23 protein-coding genes are annotated in these 18,742 nt (G+C 37.6%); 6 read left to right on the forward strand and 17 right to left on the reverse strand.

The features are described from left to right. Window positions 1-6 precede the first annotated feature (6 nt). The gene (locus PQ479_RS05630; protein ID WP_047988641.1) at window positions 7-1,065 is read right to left on the reverse strand and encodes an LLM class flavin-dependent oxidoreductase; all 1,059 of its coding nucleotides are present in this window, start codon (window positions 1,063-1,065) and stop codon (window positions 7-9) included. A 145-nt stretch (window positions 1,066-1,210) separates the two neighbouring features. On the opposite strand from PQ479_RS05630, the gene PQ479_RS05635 reads away from it, so the two are divergent. Beyond that, window positions 1,211-1,561, forward strand: coding sequence for a winged helix-turn-helix transcriptional regulator (locus PQ479_RS05635; protein ID WP_047988640.1), 351 nt, complete (start codon window positions 1,211-1,213; stop codon window positions 1,559-1,561). A 51-nt stretch (window positions 1,562-1,612) separates the two neighbouring features. Here the strand turns inward: PQ479_RS05635 and sigK are convergent, their stop codons facing one another. The 4 genes from sigK to PQ479_RS05655 all read right to left on the reverse strand — a co-directional run bounded on the left by sigK (window position 1,613) and on the right by PQ479_RS05655 (window position 3,775). Then, a complete protein-coding gene (gene sigK / locus PQ479_RS05640) occupies window positions 1,613-2,320 on the reverse strand; it encodes an RNA polymerase sporulation sigma factor SigK (protein WP_047988639.1) in 708 nt (235 codons plus the stop codon). 98 nt (window positions 2,321-2,418) lie between these two features. Next, on the reverse strand, window positions 2,419-2,733 hold the full coding sequence (locus PQ479_RS05645; protein ID WP_047988638.1) for a DMT family transporter: 315 nt from the start codon (window positions 2,731-2,733) through the stop codon (window positions 2,419-2,421). 2 nt (window positions 2,734-2,735) lie between these two features. Continuing rightward, complete coding sequence (locus tag PQ479_RS05650) at window positions 2,736-3,083, reverse strand: DMT family transporter (protein ID WP_047988637.1); 348 nt, start codon at window positions 3,081-3,083, stop codon at window positions 2,736-2,738. A 137-nt stretch (window positions 3,084-3,220) separates the two neighbouring features. After that, the gene (locus PQ479_RS05655) at window positions 3,221-3,775 is read right to left on the reverse strand and encodes a TetR/AcrR family transcriptional regulator (protein ID WP_047988636.1); all 555 of its coding nucleotides are present in this window, start codon (window positions 3,773-3,775) and stop codon (window positions 3,221-3,223) included. Between the two features lie 216 nt (window positions 3,776-3,991). Here PQ479_RS05655 and PQ479_RS05660 point away from each other — a divergent pair, with 216 nt between their 5' ends. Next, window positions 3,992-4,429: a DUF2500 domain-containing protein gene (locus tag PQ479_RS05660; protein WP_047988635.1), complete on the forward strand. Its 438-nt coding sequence runs from the start codon at window positions 3,992-3,994 to the stop codon at window positions 4,427-4,429. An 18-nt stretch (window positions 4,430-4,447) separates the two neighbouring features. Here the strand turns inward: PQ479_RS05660 and PQ479_RS05665 are convergent, their stop codons facing one another. Further along, the gene (locus tag PQ479_RS05665; protein WP_047988634.1) at window positions 4,448-5,623 is read right to left on the reverse strand and encodes a M20 family metallopeptidase; all 1,176 of its coding nucleotides are present in this window, start codon (window positions 5,621-5,623) and stop codon (window positions 4,448-4,450) included. 222 nt (window positions 5,624-5,845) lie between these two features. Between PQ479_RS05665 and PQ479_RS05670 the strand changes: the two genes are divergently transcribed. Both PQ479_RS05670 and PQ479_RS05675 read left to right on the forward strand, forming a co-directional pair. Next, window positions 5,846-6,835 carry a lipoate--protein ligase gene (locus tag PQ479_RS05670; protein WP_047989528.1) on the forward strand — a complete coding sequence of 330 codons (990 nt, stop codon included), beginning with the start codon at window positions 5,846-5,848 and terminating at the stop codon, window positions 6,833-6,835. Window positions 6,836-7,050: 215 nt separating this feature from the next. Further along, window positions 7,051-7,680, forward strand: coding sequence for an NUDIX hydrolase (locus tag PQ479_RS05675; RefSeq protein WP_273716816.1), 630 nt, complete (start codon window positions 7,051-7,053; stop codon window positions 7,678-7,680). 5 nt (window positions 7,681-7,685) lie between these two features. On the opposite strand, the gene PQ479_RS05680 is transcribed toward PQ479_RS05675, so the two are convergent. From PQ479_RS05680 to mtnN, 3 genes are all read right to left on the reverse strand, one after another. Continuing rightward, on the reverse strand, window positions 7,686-9,182 hold the full coding sequence (locus tag PQ479_RS05680) for an MDR family MFS transporter (RefSeq protein WP_047988633.1): 1,497 nt from the start codon (window positions 9,180-9,182) through the stop codon (window positions 7,686-7,688). Between the two features lie 776 nt (window positions 9,183-9,958). Next, the gene (locus PQ479_RS05685; RefSeq protein ID WP_047988632.1) at window positions 9,959-10,198 is read right to left on the reverse strand and encodes a YrhC family protein; all 240 of its coding nucleotides are present in this window, start codon (window positions 10,196-10,198) and stop codon (window positions 9,959-9,961) included. 366 nt (window positions 10,199-10,564) lie between these two features. Then, window positions 10,565-11,260, reverse strand: a complete 696-nt coding sequence (gene mtnN / locus PQ479_RS05690) for a 5'-methylthioadenosine/S-adenosylhomocysteine nucleosidase (RefSeq protein ID WP_047988631.1) — start codon at window positions 11,258-11,260, stop codon at window positions 10,565-10,567. Between the two features lie 368 nt (window positions 11,261-11,628). Between mtnN and PQ479_RS05695 the strand changes: the two genes are divergently transcribed. Continuing rightward, the gene (locus PQ479_RS05695; RefSeq protein WP_047988630.1) at window positions 11,629-12,204 is read left to right on the forward strand and encodes a hypothetical protein; all 576 of its coding nucleotides are present in this window, start codon (window positions 11,629-11,631) and stop codon (window positions 12,202-12,204) included. Between the two features lie 83 nt (window positions 12,205-12,287). Here PQ479_RS05695 and PQ479_RS05700 read toward each other — a convergent pair whose 3' ends face one another. From PQ479_RS05700 to udk, 3 genes are all read right to left on the reverse strand, one after another. Further along, the gene (locus PQ479_RS05700) at window positions 12,288-12,914 is read right to left on the reverse strand and encodes a YrrS family protein (RefSeq protein ID WP_047988629.1); all 627 of its coding nucleotides are present in this window, start codon (window positions 12,912-12,914) and stop codon (window positions 12,288-12,290) included. Between the two features lie 173 nt (window positions 12,915-13,087). After that, window positions 13,088-13,564, reverse strand: a complete 477-nt coding sequence (greA, locus tag PQ479_RS05705) for a transcription elongation factor GreA (protein ID WP_047988628.1) — start codon at window positions 13,562-13,564, stop codon at window positions 13,088-13,090. 245 nt (window positions 13,565-13,809) lie between these two features. Then, a complete protein-coding gene (gene udk / locus PQ479_RS05710) occupies window positions 13,810-14,445 on the reverse strand; it encodes a uridine kinase (RefSeq protein ID WP_047988627.1) in 636 nt (211 codons plus the stop codon). Between the two features lie 494 nt (window positions 14,446-14,939). On the opposite strand from udk, the gene PQ479_RS05715 reads away from it, so the two are divergent. Beyond that, a complete protein-coding gene (locus tag PQ479_RS05715) occupies window positions 14,940-15,434 on the forward strand; it encodes a hypothetical protein (protein ID WP_273716818.1) in 495 nt (164 codons plus the stop codon). Between the two features lie 78 nt (window positions 15,435-15,512). Here the strand turns inward: PQ479_RS05715 and PQ479_RS05720 are convergent, their stop codons facing one another. From PQ479_RS05720 to PQ479_RS05740, 5 genes are all read right to left on the reverse strand, one after another. Then, a complete protein-coding gene (locus tag PQ479_RS05720; RefSeq protein ID WP_047988626.1) occupies window positions 15,513-16,160 on the reverse strand; it encodes an O-methyltransferase in 648 nt (215 codons plus the stop codon). A gap of 138 nt (window positions 16,161-16,298) precedes the next feature. Further along, entirely contained in the window at window positions 16,299-17,453 is a 1,155-nt protein-coding gene (mltG, locus tag PQ479_RS05725) for an endolytic transglycosylase MltG (protein ID WP_047988625.1), read from the reverse strand. A 248-nt stretch (window positions 17,454-17,701) separates the two neighbouring features. Next, entirely contained in the window at window positions 17,702-17,989 is a 288-nt protein-coding gene (locus PQ479_RS05730) for a DUF1292 domain-containing protein (RefSeq protein ID WP_047988624.1), read from the reverse strand. A gap of 12 nt (window positions 17,990-18,001) precedes the next feature. Further along, complete coding sequence (ruvX, locus tag PQ479_RS05735) at window positions 18,002-18,421, reverse strand: Holliday junction resolvase RuvX (RefSeq protein ID WP_047988623.1); 420 nt, start codon at window positions 18,419-18,421, stop codon at window positions 18,002-18,004. Next, entirely contained in the window at window positions 18,418-18,690 is a 273-nt protein-coding gene (locus PQ479_RS05740; RefSeq protein ID WP_047988622.1) for an IreB family regulatory phosphoprotein, read from the reverse strand. Before PQ479_RS05740 ends, ruvX begins: the two co-directional genes overlap by 4 nt. Window positions 18,691-18,742 lie beyond the last annotated feature (52 nt).

An 18,742-nucleotide genomic window follows, 5' to 3' on the forward strand; every position in this document is an offset into this window, starting at 1 on the left:
CTTCTCCTACTTTTTAGCTGTATGTTTTTTGATCGCAGGAATGATCTCTGAACCAATTAAATCAATATTTTTCATGATTTGTGGAAACGGAACTCCACCAAAGTCTAACTGACCAATATATCGCTGATTACCGAATAATTCGTGTTGATAGAGAATTTTTTCGATTATTTGTTGGGGGCTCCCTACATTAACAACACTACGCACGTCCGCACTTTGTGCAAATTCCTGCTTTGGAAAACCTCTACCATTCGTCTTTTTCATTCCTTCATTTATATAAGGATAATATTCCTGTTGTGCTTGCTGTGTGGTCTCTGCAGTATAAAAGAAACCTGCCGTTGATATAGGAAGCTTTGAAACGTTATGTCCTCTTGAAGCCGCCGCCTCACGATATGCATCAATTGTTTGTTTAAAATAAGTTGCCGCTCCACCTAAATGAGCAAGGAAAATTGGTACTCCGGCATAACCTGCCTTCATTGCACTCGCAGGAGTTCCACCTACACCACGCCAAATCGGTAATAGATTATTGATGGCACGGGGAATGACCTCTGCACCCTTTAGTGGCGCTCGAAAATTTCCTTGCCAATTGACACGGCTTTCTCGATTGATCTTTTGTAACAGCTCAAATTTTTCTTCAAATAACTCCTCGTAATTATTCAAACTATATCCTAATAATTCATATAAACCGATTCTAGATGCTCTTCCGGCAACGATTTCTGCCCTCCCATTTGAAATCAGGTCAATCGTTGCAAAGTCTTCATAGACACGAACTGGATCTAATGTACTCACAATCGTTGAAGTGCTCGCAATTTTTATCTTTTCCGTTGCTTGAGCGATAGCTGCTAAAACAACCGAGTGAGCCTGTGTAACGAAATATTCTTGATGGCTTTCTCCAATACCAATAAAATCAATTCCAGCTTGCTCAGCTAACTTACTCATTTCAATAATTTCTTCTAATCGTTGCTTTGCTGAAACTCGTTCATTGGTATGCGGGTTCGGAAGATGATCTCCTAGAGTATAAAGTCCGAATTCTAACCCGTTCTCAGGAGTAATACGAAATTCATTCATCGAAAAACAACCTTTCTTTTCTGTTGTACTTCTCTTCTTTTTTGTTTAAAATAGCTTATTATTAGTATGAATGCTACCCGTATATTTGTTAAGTACGCACTTTGATGTGCGGTAGTATACAAAAAGGTACTATGGAGGTAATCCTTTGAAACTAGAACCTAATTTATGTAAAGTGGAAGACGCATTAAACATTATTGTTGGAAAATGGAAGCCTATAATACTCCTGCATTTATTAAAAGAAGGAACACAACGCTTCAGCGAGTTACAAAAGCATTTACCTGGTATTACGCAAAGGATGTTAACGAAACAACTGAGAGAGCTTGAGGACGAGGAGATTATTACGCGGAAAGTATACGCACAGGTTCCACCTAAAGTTGAGTATACCCTCTCCGAATACGGTCAAACACTACAGCCTATTTTAGAAGCCATGCATGAATGGGGAACAAAACATAACGCTAGGAAGAAAAAGAATTCACTGAGCAGCTCTTTTGAATAGGCAAAAAAAGACCGTGGAAGCCACGGTCTTTTTTTACTTAACTTTATCATGCTATCCTATTCCTTGACTCTTCTTATAAAACTCATGAAAGAGCTTCATTAACGCCCTTTTTTCAATCCGTGACACATAACTTCTAGATATACCTAAGTCTTTTGCGATTTCTCTTTGGGTTCTTTCTTCTTCTAAATCAAGACCAAAGCGACCAACAATGACCTCTTTTTCCCGTCCATCTAAAACATGGATAAATTCATAGATCTGCTTTTTCTCCATTTTTGTTTGAATCACATCTGCAATATCATCGCTTTCTTCTTTTAACACATCGATTAAGCTAATTTCATTGCCTTCTTTATCCGTTCCAATTGGATCATGTAAAGAGACATCCTTTTTCACCTTTTTTAGGGCTCGTAAATGCATGAGGATTTCATTTTCGATACATCTCGCTGCATAGGTTGCGAGCTTTGTACCTTTTCCATCAGAAAAGCTTTCTATCGCTTTGATTAATCCAATTGTACCGATAGATATTAAGTCTTCCGTGTCCTCTCTTGTATTCTCAAACTTTTTAACAATATGTGCAACGAGTCGTAAATTATGCTCAATTAGTTTATTTCTGGCTTCCTCATCTCCTTGCTGCATGAGGGCTAAGTATTTTTTTTCTTCATCCTTTTTTAATGGCTGTGGAAAGGCATTATTTTTCACATAAGAGACAAACACAATCACTTCTTTTACGAAGTATGAAACAGCAGCTAATAAACTCGACACAGACTCACCTCCAACATTTCATTACTACATGTGTATGAAAAGCTAGGCTCGCCTGTGTCTGTACCTATTATTTTCTTTTATATTTCGATTATTGTTCATTAAGATACGGCTTTTAATCCCGTTACACCAATGACGATAATGATCAAACTAATAATTCTTGCCGAACTTTTTGATTCATGAAAAAACAACATATTAACTAGTACCGCGGCGGCTGTTCCAATTCCAATCCAAACGGCATAAGCAATACTTATTTGTATATATTGGAACGACAAATAAAGTAAAATAAAGGATAGTCCAAAACCACCAATAAAAATTAGAAGGTTCAAAAAATTTTTCTTCTGACTAAACTTTTTCAATCCAATTACTCCAACCACTTCAAATAGTGCTGACACAAAAACATAAATCCAACCCATGACTACGCCACCTCTCCTTTTTCTGCCTTACTTTCGTGATTATCAGCAAGCTTTAGCGTGATAACACCTACGACGAGTAAGCCAATAAATACAACTTTTGATACGCTTAAAAATCCATTAAATATAAAAATATCCATTAATGCTGTTCCAACTGTACCTGCTGCTGCAAAAATTGCATAAACAGTGCCTGTAGGTAAAGTCTCACAAGCTTTTGCAAGAAAGTAAAAATCAACTAATATAATCAATATCACTAAAGCCCAATGCCACCACGTATGAGCGACATTAAACCCAAAAACCCATAACAATTCTAAAACACATGTTATTACGACATAAATCCATGCTCTATTCATAAAATAAACTCCTTTATTATTAATTTAGATAAATATGACTGAATTTCATTCATTTTTATTCCGAAGTTTAAGCATACCGGTTCTATTAGTGTCTGGTATGCTTATCGGTTAGCTCTCACTCTATTATTCATTGTTATTTAAACCTGTAACCCTGCTGCCATAAATTTCATTAACGATTGCTTTCTACTCTCTTCATTCTCCGTACCTAGCTCATCAAATAAATAGACTTGCTCTGCAGTTGATTCAATTAAACCGACTAACATCTTTGCTACATGCTTCACGTCTATCGTCTGAATAGAGATGTGTTGATTTAAGAATTGTTCAAACCACAAATAGACGGAGCTATACATATTCTCCCACTCTTTCACATGCTGCGTTTGTGTAAGTCCTGCATAAATGAGTGTAAAAGTTTCTTTATCCTCTCGGGTTATGGAAAAGAAAACATCCACGATTTGTTCAAGCTGCTCATTCATTGTTTCCTTTAGAGTAAGTGCTTGTAAACCCGCTTCAATTTTGGAAATCATAACTTCAGCGATAGCAGGCATAACCGCTAATTTGGTCGAAAAATAAAGATAGAAGGTACCTTGACCAATCCCAGCCTCTTTCGCAATATCAGATATTTTGGTTTTTTCCATTCCTTTTTCTGTTAATACTTTTATAGCTGCTTCAATAATCTTGTCACGTTTCTCCAATTTAACTCACCGCTCTCTCTAATGAATGAATTTCATTCAGTTTTGCTGATAAACTAACTATATCTGAACTGCTATGAGTTGTCAACTTATTATGTTTGTTGGTGACTAAATGAATCGAGCTTTGGCATGGACGTATTGTATAATCATGACATAACTATAGTTCTTTTGAAACCTTACTAACATAATAATCGTAATATCTTATAAGGAGGTGTGATGATGTCTGATCCTATTTTTGAGCAAGCCCATTTTGGCAGCCCTTTTGATTGGTTCACTATTGTATTTTTTCTTTTCTTTTTTCTTACCTTAGGTGTTATTTTATTTACTGTATTTAAAGGTATAAAGCAATGGAGTTACAATAACAAACAACCCGTTTTAACTGTACCTGCACATTTAGTTACAAAAAGAACCGATGTTAGTCAACATTCATCTAGTCCAGCTCATCATCATACAGATACGGTACATCACAGCAGCCATCATTCATCGACAAGCTATTATGCTACATTTGAAGTAGAAAGTGGAGACAGGATGGAATTTGTTGTGTCAAGTAAAGAGTTTGGTCAAATCGTAGAAGGTGATGTTGGTCATTTAACCTTCCAAGGAACTCGTTACCACCAATTCGAACGTTTATCGAATAAAAGCAGTCTAGCCGATTAGCAAGACTGCTTAGCTTGATCAACCAACCAAATATGAATCCCCTTGACCTTCACTTAATTGGTCACGGTGCAAACGTTCAATTAGCCTCACGAGTAATTCTTTTCGCTCTAATAAAGATGGAATTTCTAAATATTCGTATTCACTGTGAGCATTTCCGCCGACTGGTCCAAGACCGTCAATGGTAGGTATACCTAATGCTGCAGTAAAGGATGCATCAGAACCTCCACCGGTTTTAGTATCCTTAATCTCCATATTAATCTCTTTTCCAACCTGTTTGACAATTTCGAACAATTCCGCGATTTGTTTATTTTTTATCATTGGCGGGCGGCTAATATCCCCTGTTAAATCGATCTTGGTACCGACTACATCTGAAGTGGAACACACTTCCTCAATCTTATGTTCTAATTCTTCAATTTGTTCTGGCTTCGATACTCGTACATCAATATGTCCAATCGCATGTGCTGATATTTGATTAACAGCATCGCCACCCTCTATCATGCCGACATTGACAGAAATTCCGTGCTCATAGTCATTTAAAGCATGGAGTTTCACTATTTTGCATGCAAGCTCCTGTATCGCACTTCTCCCTTTTTCAGGTTCAATACCAGAATGTGCCGCCTTCCCTTGTATCTCCATGATAAAATGACCGTGTCCTCTTCGCTCCGTAACTAGTGAGCCATCTTTTCTTGCTGGTTCCATGACTAAAGCATATTTCACTTTTTTAGCTTCTTTCTCAATCAATAATCTAGATGTAGGGGAACCTATCTCTTCATCACTATTAAGTAGAATTTTCACATGCTTATACGCTTCACTATGGTTCTTTTTTAGCTGCTCTAAGGCAAATATAATTGTAACTAGGCTCGCTTTCATATCAATAACACCAGGTCCGTAGGCTCTTGTACCTTCAATCGTAAACGGTCTATCACTAGCCGTTCCTTTTTCAAAGACTGTATCCATATGACCTAATAGTAAAATTTCTGGATTTTGAACATCCTGGTGTGAGATTATATAATGATCGCCAACATCCTTTTCAGGTATCATTTCTATCGTGTAACCTAAATTTGCAAAATAAGCATTTAAGCTTGTGCCAACTTGATTCACACCCTCTTTATCATACGAACCACTATCTATATTCACTAATTCTTCGAGTAGTTGAAGCATTTTAACCTCTTGCCTTCGCTCTTGACCGTCCATAACAATACCCCTCATTCACTCATTAATGCTATCCTTCTATATAGTATGCTTTCTTTTTATTAATTGTAGCGTTATTTACTCATTTTACAAGTAAAAGTAACTGAAAATTTCCACTCCATCTCTTGATTGAATACACGCTTTTAAAAACTCATCTATAACTCGACTCACTTCCTAAATAAGATTATACTTAAAGAAGAAAAGCTAGGAGGTAACATATCCATGATGAAATTTATTGATAACTCAAATATCACAGACCCTCGCATTAATTTAGCGATTGAGGAATATGCGTTAAAACATTTAGACCCTGAACATTCTTATTTACTTTTTTATGTAAATGAACCTTCCATCATTATTGGTAAAAACCAAAATACGATTGAAGAAATTAATTTAGATTATGTAAAAGAAAATGAGCTGCATGTCGTACGACGTTTATCTGGTGGCGGAGCGGTTTATCACGATTTAGGTAACCTAAATTTTAGCTTTATTACTAAAGATGACGGTGAATCTTTTCATAACTTCAAAAAGTTTACAGAACCTGTAGTCAAAGCTTTAAATCATTTAGGTGTAAATGCCGAACTTAGTGGACGGAATGACCTACTAGTAGGCGAAAGAAAAATATCTGGAAATGCACAATTTTCGACAAAGGGTAGAATGTTTAGTCATGGTACTTTAATGCTCTCTTCAGAAATAGAAAATGTCGTTTCTGCCCTAAAAGTAAAAGATGAAAAAATCCGTTCCAAAGGAATTAAATCGATTCGTAGCCGTGTCGCAAATATTGAAGAATTTTTAGACAAACCTATGACGGTAAATGAATTGAAGCAAGTCCTTTTACAATCGATCTTTGCCGATCTAGAAGAAATTCCTAAAGTAGATTTAACGGAAGAAGACTGGAAGGGAATCGACCAAATTTCTGCAGAACGTTACCGTAATTGGGATTGGAACTATGGTAAATCACCAGCTTTTGACTTGCAACGTTCCAAGCGTTTCCCAGTAGGAACGATTGATTTACGTATCAATGTTAAAAAAGGGAAAATAGTTGACTGCAAAATATATGGCGACTTTTTTGGTGTAGGTGATGTTAAAGATATTGAGCAATTACTAATTGGCATTTCTTACGAGCCAACTGCCTTAAAAGCTGAATTAACAAATACAAATCTTAAACATTATTTTGGTGCAATTACGGAAGAAGAATTTTTAAGTCTCTTATACTAATTTGATTGCCCGTGTAAAAAAAATGAGCGATTCGACGTTTCGAATCGCTCCAATGGGGAGAGTAGAGAGAACATTTTGGAAGCTAGGTCTTTGACCTTTCCTATACTTAATGTACCTTAATTTCAGAAAAGTAACTGCTTGTTTGTAATATCTTCTCACAGTAAAAATAACTTTCCCAAATCTTCGGATCACAAAATGAGAAAGGGGGCCACTCATTGCAACATTTTTCAAAAGAAGCAATCATAAATAAGCTCAATGGACGCCAAGCAAATATCATGGGGTTGCAATCACCTAAACATTCTGCAGTCGTTATCCCTTTACTTGAAACAGAAAACGGTATTTCTGTTTTGTTTGAAGTGCGCGCTCACTCCTTACATTCACAGCCTAGTGAAATCTGTTTTCCGGGAGGGCGTGTTGATGCAACAGATGAAAGTAATGAAGCTGCCGCACTAAGAGAAATGGAAGAAGAAATTGGGATCTTCCCACAAAATGCCACGATTATTGCCCCTCTAGACTATTTGGTCACACCGAACCGGGGCATCATCTTCCCGTTTGTCGCTTTTATTAACGATGCTCATACATTACATGTGAACAAGGATGAGGTAGACCATACCTTTACAGTGCCATTACATTATTTACTTAATTATCATGTCGAACCTTTTATGTTAAAGATGAAGCTTGCCGATGATACACGCTTCCCATTTGACCGTATTCCTAATAAAGAAGCCTATTTACAAAGACAATTTGCCTATGAAGAATATTTCTATACATTTGAGAACTATCATATCTGGGGTTTAACAGCCCGCATTTTAAAACATTTTCTCGAGTTAACACGTGACAAATAAACCATTTACGTTTGTTGCTTTGTTTGTTCAATCTGATCCTTTGGTAAGAACATCACCGTTACAAAGGTGATGGCTGCAAGCATTAGTAAAGCGATAAATAAAACTTGATATCCTTCCTGTAAGCCCTGTTGAATGACCATTTGTTCAAAAGAACTGAGCATTTGATTTTGTTCACCTTCTAGGATAGAGCTAACCGCATCTAAAGTAGGCTCAAACCCTAATTGATCCTGACTGCTTTCTAGAACTTGTTTGATGCGATAATTCAGTAAACCACCTAAAAAAGCAACCCCTACACTACCTCCTAGTTGTCTCATAAACAAGTTTAGTGAGGTTGCTTCTCCCCTCACTTTCCATTCAACAGCTGATTGAATCGAGACAATAAAGGTTGTCGTCATAAAACCTAAGCCCATCCCAATAAAAAAGGAACCTACTGCTGCAATAGCTGGAGTAGAGAGCCACGGTAATACATTATAACAAACCGTCCCAATGACTAGACTCGTTGCTCCAATTAAAGCAGTACTTCTAAACCCTATCTTTAATAGAATTTTCCCTGCAATCATCGCTGATAGTGGCCAACCAATTGAAATAACAGTGAGGGTCAACCCCGCTATGAGTGGCGTTGCTGATAATGCTCCTTGCACATATGTTGGTAAAAAACTTGATATGGCTAAAAGGACAGCTCCCGTCGAAAAAGAAGCAATATTAGCGATAGCTACATCTTTTTTTTGCCAGAGTGATAACGTCATAATGGGATCTTTCACTCTGTTCTCTTGGTAAATAAACAAGACAAAACAAATCATAGCTAGTATTAGTAGTCCCCAGAATATTGGATCTTGCCATGTCCAGCTTAAACCAGTTTCTAAAAATAAAATCATAACCGAGGCTATGGCTATTAATAGTAAGAACGCTCCAACAAAGTCGACCTGCTGTTTCGTTTGATTTACGGGTTCCTTTAGAAAAATAATGATGATAATAACTGAAAATATGCCAAGCGGGATATTAACCCAGAATACCCATGCCCAATGAAAGTATTGAACAATTGTCGCACCAATAAGCGGACCAGCCACTGCTGAAATCCCCCAAACACTAGATAAATATCCTTGAATATTGGCCCTTTCTTCCTTCGTATAAATGTCTCCAATGATCGTCGTCGCCATTGGTTGAACAGCTCCTGCACCAATTCCTTGAATGAGTCTACTTAAAATAAGCATTTCCATTGATGTTGAGAATCCACATAATAAGGAGCCTAATAGAAAAAAGAACATACCGATGGCGAATATCTTTTTTCGGCCATACATATCTGCTAATTTCCCATAAATCGGTATTGTCATAACTTGCATTAATAAATAAGCAGAGAAAACCCAGCTAAATAATGAAAATCCGCCAAGGTCTACCACAATACCTGGCATAACGGTTGCAACAATGGTAGCTTCAACGGCTGAGACAAACATTGCTAACATAATGGCGGCTAAAATGAACGGTCTTTTTGTCTGTTTAATCAAATGTATTCTCTCCTAATAGTGTTTCTTTTATATGAAAGTTACTTTTGGGCGATGGGTTATGCCTTGAAGTTAGCTCGTCATCCATCTTACGATAAATGACCTTATCAGGACAATGTGCCCTTTTTGTTCAGCCGACTCCTAATGGTGATCGAGTTGTAAACGGGCCAACAGATTGAACAGTCGCCACTACATATGAATGACCACTTTGTACAGATACTCCGAGGTTTGGCCTCCGTATCTTCACAATTCCTTATGAACCTTAAGGTGGCGATAGAGGACTTTCATCTTTGTTCGTGGTGGGGCAGTTTTGGCTCAACTATGTGGGTTTTATTTGAAAGTTGCTTAAAGCTGATATGCGGAGCTATCTCATCGCTCCCCAAAATTATGCTTGGCGTCCTGTGGGGTGGCGCTGAACTAACTAGCTTCTCCAGTGGATTTCAGCCCGCCACTACGTCCAAGTCCAATTGAAGTCTTCATCTAACTCGCCTGCTTCGGTTAACCTCAAATTCTCAAGTTTAAGAAACCTAATAACATTTAGTTTAATAGTAGAACTTACAAACATTATGTCTGGCACTGTTGTGTTTCTTTTGTCTTAATTATGTAACTTGTACGATTTCTTATTCTTATCTTATAATTTTTCATTTCAAATGAACAGGTTATCTTACTATTAAATCAATTTTTGACATAAAAAAACCAAACTCCTTTCCTTTTTGGAGAAGAAATTTGGCTTAGAGACAAGTTAGTTATTACTATGAATGATTCCATTTTATTAGAAGTTAATTTTGTTTTTCCATTAGCTTTTTTGTTGCTTTCATTGTTTCGAAATGACAATATAAAGCACTAGCAATTAAAAGAAATACACCCGATATTAATAGCGGTGGGATCCACGCTAGCTTTCCATCTACAGGTACGATAACGCCAAGGAAAAGGATAGTACTTAATGAAAGAAGTATAAATCTAAACCGATTAAAGTCTGCTACTTTTCCTTCAAGCTCCTTCATTTCTTTCTCTGACATAAATCCCCCTCCTATCTATGCACATTTTAACATGGAATATGCACATTTTAAGATGGTAATATCAGGAGGTTTTTGTATGAAGTTCAACGAGTAATGCTCATTTTCAAGGTGATTTGACCTTTATGACTTTGTTTTTGGACGCTAATCCTGATGAGTAACTACTCTCTTTTTTTATTGGTAGTGGCAAAGGGTGAATTGGGCTTCACTATGTGCGTTTTAAAACTTTTGTTCATCTCGGCTCTTTACTGGTCACTTTTGCCATTCATGTTATGCGTCCTGCATAAACAACTGCCTAACTGGGCTTAGGGCACAACTAGCGGTTAACATTTTATTACTTTAATACGTTCGTCGGTTTTTTATTGTCGCTTATGCTGATAATTCTTGAACCATGAGTAACACTTGATTGGCAGAGTTCACCGATGCGGTTTTTAAAAATTGCTCATAGGAAAGTTTCGCGTCTTGACCTGCAATATCGGATAATGAGCGGATAATAACAAATGGTATTTCGAACTGGTGACAAACTTGTGCTATGGCTCCAGCTTCCATTTCCGCACAAGCTGGTGATTGAAACATTTGTTTAAGCTCTAATACACGATTGGGGTCACTCATAAAGGAGTCACCCGATAATACAAGTCCTTTTAGTGAATGTACACCTACTTTCTCTGCTGCACGCTCTGCTACGTGTACCAAATGTTCACTCGGTTGATAAGAGGCTGGCATTTGCGGAACTTGTCCAAACTCGTAACCAAATACAGTTGCGTCTACATCGTTATAACGTACTTCTGTTGAAATCACAATATTCCCAACTTCTAACGTTTCGTTAAAGCCTCCTGCTGAGCCGGTATTAATGATTGCAGTAGGTTTAAATAATTGGATTAGTAAAGTTGTTCCAATAGCTGCATTTACTTTTCCAATGCCTGATTTTAATAATACAATTTCTTTATTATTAATTGTGCCTTGGTGAAATTCGCAGCCAGCAATGGTTGTTTCCTTGCGATTATCTAATTTTGTTTTTAATAATTCTACTTCTTCTTCCATAGCACCAATGATTCCAATTGTCATGTTGATTACCACCTTTAGTATTGATCTATTTTTTAATTATCGTTGATTGATTAACCTATACAAGTATACACATATTTGATGGAAAGATCATGTTGTGTTTTGTATGAAAATTAGGGCGAACATGGAGCACTACTCGTCGCTCCTGAAAATGATGCTCCGCGTCCTGCGGGGTGGCGCTGACTTTTATCTTTATTGGTGGCGAAGTGAAATGGACTTCTCCATGTTGTTTTTGTATAAGAGTTTTCCTGATACTCCATCATCGTTAGTATTGAATACGACTCTTGATACGTGACCTCTCTCTTTTTGTTACTTTTTTGTATCTCGTTTCGTTATATGTATAGATAAGAAATGAGAAGGGTTGTGATGATATGAGAAAAGGTATGGGCATGATGATTCTCTGTATGATGATGCTATTTTTCCTTATTGCTTGTAGTAAAAGTGAACAAATAAATGAGGGTGTTGCAAATAAGAATATAGAAGATTTGACAACAACGGCTGAAGTGATAGAAGGTGATTTTATTTATCGACTTGTTAGTGAAGAAGCACAGTATTCAGAGGATGACATGGTCGATGTGTATGCAGAGCTTGAGTATATAGGTGAATTAGATGAAGTAACTATTTCTCATGCGGCTTCACCTTTTTATTTTCCAATGGTAGAAGAAACAAGAGATTATAAAATTGACTATGCTATGAATGAACCTTTACTTTATTCAACGTTAATTAAGGGTCAGCCTTTACGTAAAGCCTTTACGGGTGGAGGTGGTTATGGCGGTGATGACCCAAGAGAGTATCAAAACTTCATGCGTGCCATTATGAATCAAGAGTTTCCAATTGGCTCTTACATCATGGATGGGTTTGCTCAATTTCAAATTGTCGATGTTGAAACATCTGAACCCGTTGAGAATTTTGAATTACAAGCTAGAATTGAATTTATTGTAAAATAAGCAAAGTTTTTTGTATTTTTTAAATCGATAAAAAGCACAGAACTAAAATCTGTGCTTTTACCATGATATATTCAATAAAAGAACTAGTTGGTCTCGCTTTTTTCAAGAGGTAACCAACCTTCCCCCTCAATAAACTCCATAAGAACTTCATACTTCTGTCCATCAGGACCTGCGACAACACCATTTACACGATGAGGCGATCCTCCATTACCAAGCCACCAAACCGTCATTTCATCTTGAGGAATGCCCGTCGCATAACTTAAGGCTCTCACTTTTTCCTGCCAATTTAAACTGCCTTCATTGAAATCATGTGAATAAGCACCTGATTGCTCTGTACCAATAGGTTGCCATTCGCCATCTTCAACTGGCTCTAAGTCGTCCTCTTCTTCTCTAGCGTCTTCTTCTTTTTCGTTTTCATTCTCATCAGGTTCTTGCTGATTTTCGTCTTCCTCTATTTTTCCTTCTTCTTCTGGTAACCCTTCTTCGGTCCCCCCATTATCAGCGTCATCATCTTCTGTAGCGACATTCTCTCCGTCAAGTTGTTCATTTTCAAGCTGTTCTTGACTGTCTTCCTCTGTTGTCATTTCATTTGAAGGCTTGAATATTTGATAAGCAAAAACACCTATTAGTGCAATAACGATAATAATAGCTATGTTAAGCAAACGATTTAAGCGCTGCTTTTTTCGACTGTCTCTTCTTGATTCGTACATAATCGCGTTCTCCTCCTAAAAAGCTCTTTCTCTTTTTCCTGTTCACACTATTATAGCTGATTTACAACTAAAAATGCAGTCCAACAATTTTAGGATCTTGCATAAAATTATCAAAAAGTAAAACAGGCTAATAGAACTTATCTACTAGCCTGCTTTATATGAGATGCTATCTATTAGCTAATTTCTAAAATTTCTAGTTCCATATCACCAGCTGGTGTATTCACGACAACACGATCGCTAACAGAACGACCTAATAGGCTCTTAGCCATTGGTGAATCATTTGAAATTTTGCCTTCAGCCGGGTCTGACTCTGCACTTCCTACAATCGTATAAACTTCTTCATCACCATCTGGAAGTTCAACAAATCTTACCGTTTTACCTAAAGTGACAATATTGCTGCCGCCTTCTTCTTCCTCAATCATCACAGCATTACGGATCATTTTTTCAATCTGTGCTACACGTCCTTCAACAAACGCTTGCTCTTCTTTTGCTGAATCATACTCGGAGTTTTCCGAAAGGTCACCAAAGCTACGTGCAATTTTAATTCGCTCAACGACTTCTTTACGACGCTCTGTCTTTAGGTATTCTAACTCCTCTTCTAATTTACGTTTCCCTTCTTCTGTCATATAATGCTTTTTTTCTTCAGCCATTTGTGTCACTCCTCATTTTTTCTACATGATCGATTTGTTGTTTTACTATTGTATTTTCTTGCTGTGTAAAGAAGAGCGTCGTTTTATTTTATTAATCGTGATTGTCCTTTAGGAAGACCTCATTTATATAAAACGTACATATTCTACTTTTTGTCAGTATGAATCCGCTTAACTCTTTCTTTACGACACTTCATTTTTAAAGAAGCAAGGTTGGTAAAATTTCCAACCTCGCTGTTCTTATCCTATTACAAAATTACTTTTTCTTCAATAATTGCACGGATTTTTGTTGCCATTAAATCAATAGCGACTCGATTTTGTCCACCTTCTGGAACGATAATATCCGCATATCTTTTAGTGGGCTCGATAAATTGTAAATGCATCGGGCGAACGATCGTTGTATATTGCTCTACAACTGACTCAACGGAACGACCTCGCTCATTTATATCACGGACTAGTCTCCGTAAAATTCGAACATCAGCATCAGTATCAACAAATAATTTAATATCCATCATATCACGTAACCGCTGATCTTCCAAAATTAAAATACCTTCTAAAATAATAACGTCTTTAGGTTCAATTAAGATTGTTTGATCCGATCTTGTATGATTGGCATAGTCATATACTGGTTTCTGAATCGATTTTCCTTCTACTAGCATTTCAAGCTGATTAATTAATAAATCGTTATCAAAAGCAAGTGGATGATCATAGTTCGTTTGCAGGCGTTCCTCAAAATCTAGATGACTTTGGTCTCTATAATATGCATCCTGTTCAATTAATACGATTGATTTTTCATTGAACTGACTAAAAATTTCTTTTGCTACTGTTGTTTTTCCAGAGCCAGTTCCTCCAGCCACCCCAATGATGATTGGTTTAGTGCTCATGAGCAAACCTCTCTCTCATCCTATATAGATTCGTTAGACTCCATTAAATGAAGTAATGGATAATGTCTACAATAGTGTTGTTGCCAAACGATAATACCAAAATGTAAATAGATTGTAAACCTCTATGTTTACAATGACAAAATTTGATTGATTTTTTATTTGAAAGTTCATGCTGATGCTCATGTTCGGAGTTTTGCTCATCGCTACTGAAAATCATGCTCCGCGTCCTATGGGGTGGTGCCGAAATCCACTAGCTTCGCTAGTGGATTTCGGCTATGCCACTACGTCCCATGAGAGTCTCCGCATGACTACCCGATGGGTTATTGCTAATTCTCAAGTTCAAAAAACCATTTTACTATCATTAAAATGAAAAAAACAAAGGCGAAATGAACGAAGAGCCAACAGTCAAAGAGCCAAAACCAAACTTTCATTCTTGTTGGTGGCGTAGCAAATTGGCTTTGCCATTCTTGAAATTATAGTGCATAAACTTGTAATTGATTTTACTCGGGCTTTCTCCCGCTTTTTTGGCTCGCAACCCCGTGATTCAGCTTTTACTCGGGCTTCCTTCCGCTTTTTCCGCCCGCAACCCCGTGATTCAGCGTTTGCTCGGGCTTTCTCCCGCTTTTTCAGCCCGCAACCCCGTGATTCAGCGTTTGCTCGGGCTTCCTTCCGCTTTTTCCGCCCGCAACCCCGTGATTCAGCGTTTGCTCGGGCTTTCTTACTATTTTTCAGCTCGCAACCCCGTGATTCCGCTTTTACTCGGGCTTTCTCCCGCTTTTTTGGCTCGCAACCCCGTGATTCAGCGTTTGCTCGGGCTTTCTTCTTCTTTTTCAGCCCGCAACCCCGTGATTCAAGCTTTACTCGGACTACCTACTTCTTTTTCCGCTAGTATTCCACGTATTTCATTGCACTCATTAGCTCGGAAGGCATTCACTCGTCTAGTTGTCTTTAATCCTATGCTCACCTGTTATACGACTTTTAACAATTAGTTATCATGTACATATTCCATTGTCGCTTGGCTGAATGGTGTTGTTCACTTGCCTGTGCTTATGTTTTTGTCAAACTATTTATATATGAGCTTTTTTTATGCTAATGGCTAGACCGTCACCAACTGGTAGGATCGATGTTTGATAATCAGGGTGATTCATTAAGGTAGCATTATATTTTTGTAGTTTTTTGACCATGCCCCTTAGTCGTTTATTGTCTACCTCTTTTTCAGCTACGAGGCCTCTAAATAAAACGTTATCTGAAAAGATGACACCCCGCTCCCCTAACATCTGACTATACAAATCAAAAAAGCGCTGATATTGGCCTTTTGCCGCATCAATAAATAGAGCGTCAAATTCCCCTTCATTACCAAGCTGATTATACACGTCTAGCGCGTCACCATAATAAAGATGAATACGGTCTTCAAGTTCTAGTTTCCCTATGTTTTTTTTAGCTTCCTGATAGCGAACTTCGTCACGTTCAATTGTCACTATCGTTGCCTCTGGTAATGCTAAAGCCATACGAATGGCTGAGTAACCAATCGCCGTTCCTATTTCTAATACTCTGCGGGGTTGAAATAACCGTAATTGTTGCAGTAAGCTTTCCATCCCGACTAAATCCATAATGGGTACTTCATGCTCTTTCGCATACGCTTCAATCATTTCTACAGCTTGCCCACGTGCTGGGATGATATTCTCTATATAATGAATTACTTTTTCTTCCATCATGATCACCTTCTACTATTCAGTATGCCAGATTCATTCAAATTCAAACAAAGAGACTGTCTCATATTCAGTATGAGAACAGCCTCATAAAGCGAAACTTCCATTAATTAAAAGTCTTGAACCTTCATGAACTCGTTCATCTTATTCGTCTGATTCATCCACTTCGTTTTGAAAGTCATACCATTCTTGACGGTATTGATTAGCTACTTCACGATGCTCCTCAAACGTATCTGTATAAATAACTTCTCCATTGACACGTGCGAAGAAATACAGATGCTCGACATCATCAGGTCGTAAGGAAGCAATAATTGCATCTTCTCCTGGAGCCGCTATCGGTCCTATCGGAATCCCTTCATAACGGTACGTATTATACGGAGAATCATATTCTAAATCATCAAAAGTTGTAATATACAAATGCTCCCCGATCGCATAGGCTACCGTTGGATCAACTTGTAAGCGCATGTTTGTATCAAGTCGATTGTATAATACGCCCGATATTTTGTATCGGTCTTCTGACTGTTGTGCCTCTCTTTCAATAATTGAGGCTAATGTTAATAATTCATGGAAGGTGTAATCAGATGCTTCAACTTCACCTGCTAAACGATCATAAATAGCCTGTGTACGATTTAACATTTCCTCAATAATCGTCGAAACTTCTGGTTGCTCTTCTAGAAAATCATAACGAGCTGGAAATAAGTACCCTTCTAAAGCATACCTAATATCTTCCTGCAAAATTTCATCGGTCAACATGTCATATCGATCTATGAGCTCATTTAAATAATCGTCATCTTCAATCACCGAAAATATTTCATCCGTCTCATAGTCAGTTTCTTCGGCAATCGTATCAACGACGTTAACTAACCAGCGACCTTCTGGAATCGTAAAAGATAAAGCGTAGTCCGCCATCACGGAACCCTCTTTTAATTCTTCAATCATATCATCCATTGTCATTCCCGTTGATAATTGATAAGTACCCGCTTGAAATCCAGATTCATTTTTATATCTGACATAATATCGGAAAAACGTACTATTTTGGATTAAGCCGTTTTCCTCTAAAATAGTACCAATCGTTGATGAACCTGAACCGAGTGGAATCTCCACTTCAACGACCTCAGGATTTTCCGCATCCATTGGCTTAAGTGCTGATGTTATGTAATTATATCCTATTAAACCAACAATCCCTGCTGCGATTAGTAGGATAATAACTGTGACAAAAACAATTTTACGAACGATTTTTGCTTGTGCCACACGCTCTTCAAAAAGTTCATTTTTATGTTTATTATTGGATTTGGCCATTGTTCTCCTCCTTACACCGTTCCATTATACTATAAACATTCTATATGATAGAAGTATTTTTGCATGAAATTGTCGAGTCGTTGCTAAATTTGGATGATATTGTCTTTGCAGGCTCGTTTCAAATGACATCTGTGCGTACCTCTTTATAATATATCTCATCTATGTATTTTTCATTAGGTTCTTTATCCACAAAAAAACAAACCCGCAACCTCACACAGAGTGCAAGACTACGGGTCCCGTGGCTAAAATTACTCTTCTTCGCCTTCTTCTGAGAATGTGTTCAGCATTTCCTCAATGATTTCCCACTCTTCGTCTGTTTCTACAGGGAATAGTGCGATATCATTTTCTTCATCTTCACGATCCTCATAACGGAATGCAAATACTTCTACTTCCTCGTCCTCTGCTTCTTCACCAGCTGGCGTGACAAGGATATACGATTTACCTGTATCGTCTACGGTAAATTTAAATAATTCATCAAATAAATGCTCGTCTCCGTTTTCATCCGGAATGACAATGCGATCTTTCTCTTCAGACATGTTTACACCTCATTATGATTTATGATCAAGATAACCCTGCAATATGAGTACAGCAGCCATTTTATCGATCACTTTTTTTCTTTTCTTGCGACTGACATCAGCTGAAATGAGCATTCTCTCAGCAGCCACGGTTGTTAGTCGTTCATCCCACAGCTTAATCTCAACAGAAGGATGTAGCTCTTTTAATTCCTCTGCAAATGATTGGCACATCTCGCCACTAGGACCAATTGTACCATTCATATTTTTCGGTAAACCAACCACGACCACACTAATCTGGTGCTCTAACACAAGGTCTGAAACGCTTTTAAGATCCGCTGCTAAATCAGCCTCTTCACGTTTCAAAGTGACTAAACCTTGTGCTGTCCACCCTAACTCATCACTTAAAGCGACACCAATCGTTTTCGTACCTACATCTAATCCTAAAGCTCTCATTCAATCTCCCTACGATGTTGTGATAAATAAGACTTTACTAATGCCTCAATCAATTCATCTCTTTCAAGCTTACGAATCAATGTACGTGCTTCTTTGTGTCTTGGGATATAAGCAGGATCACCTGACAATAAATAACCAACAATTTGGTTAATTGGATTATAGCCCTTTTCTTCTAAAGCTTCATACACAGAAAGTAAAACCTCTTGGACATCAACATCAACCGAATCATCAGGAAAATTAAACTGCATCGTTTTGTCCATAGAGCTCATCACCAACACCTCTTTCTAAATTAACCATTTGCTTGATTGTTATACAAATAGC

It is taken from the genome of Alkalihalobacillus pseudalcaliphilus (assembly GCF_028610675.1).
GTDB classification, from domain to species: Bacteria; Bacillota; Bacilli; order Bacillales; family Bacillaceae_D; genus Alkalihalobacillus; species Alkalihalobacillus pseudalcaliphilus.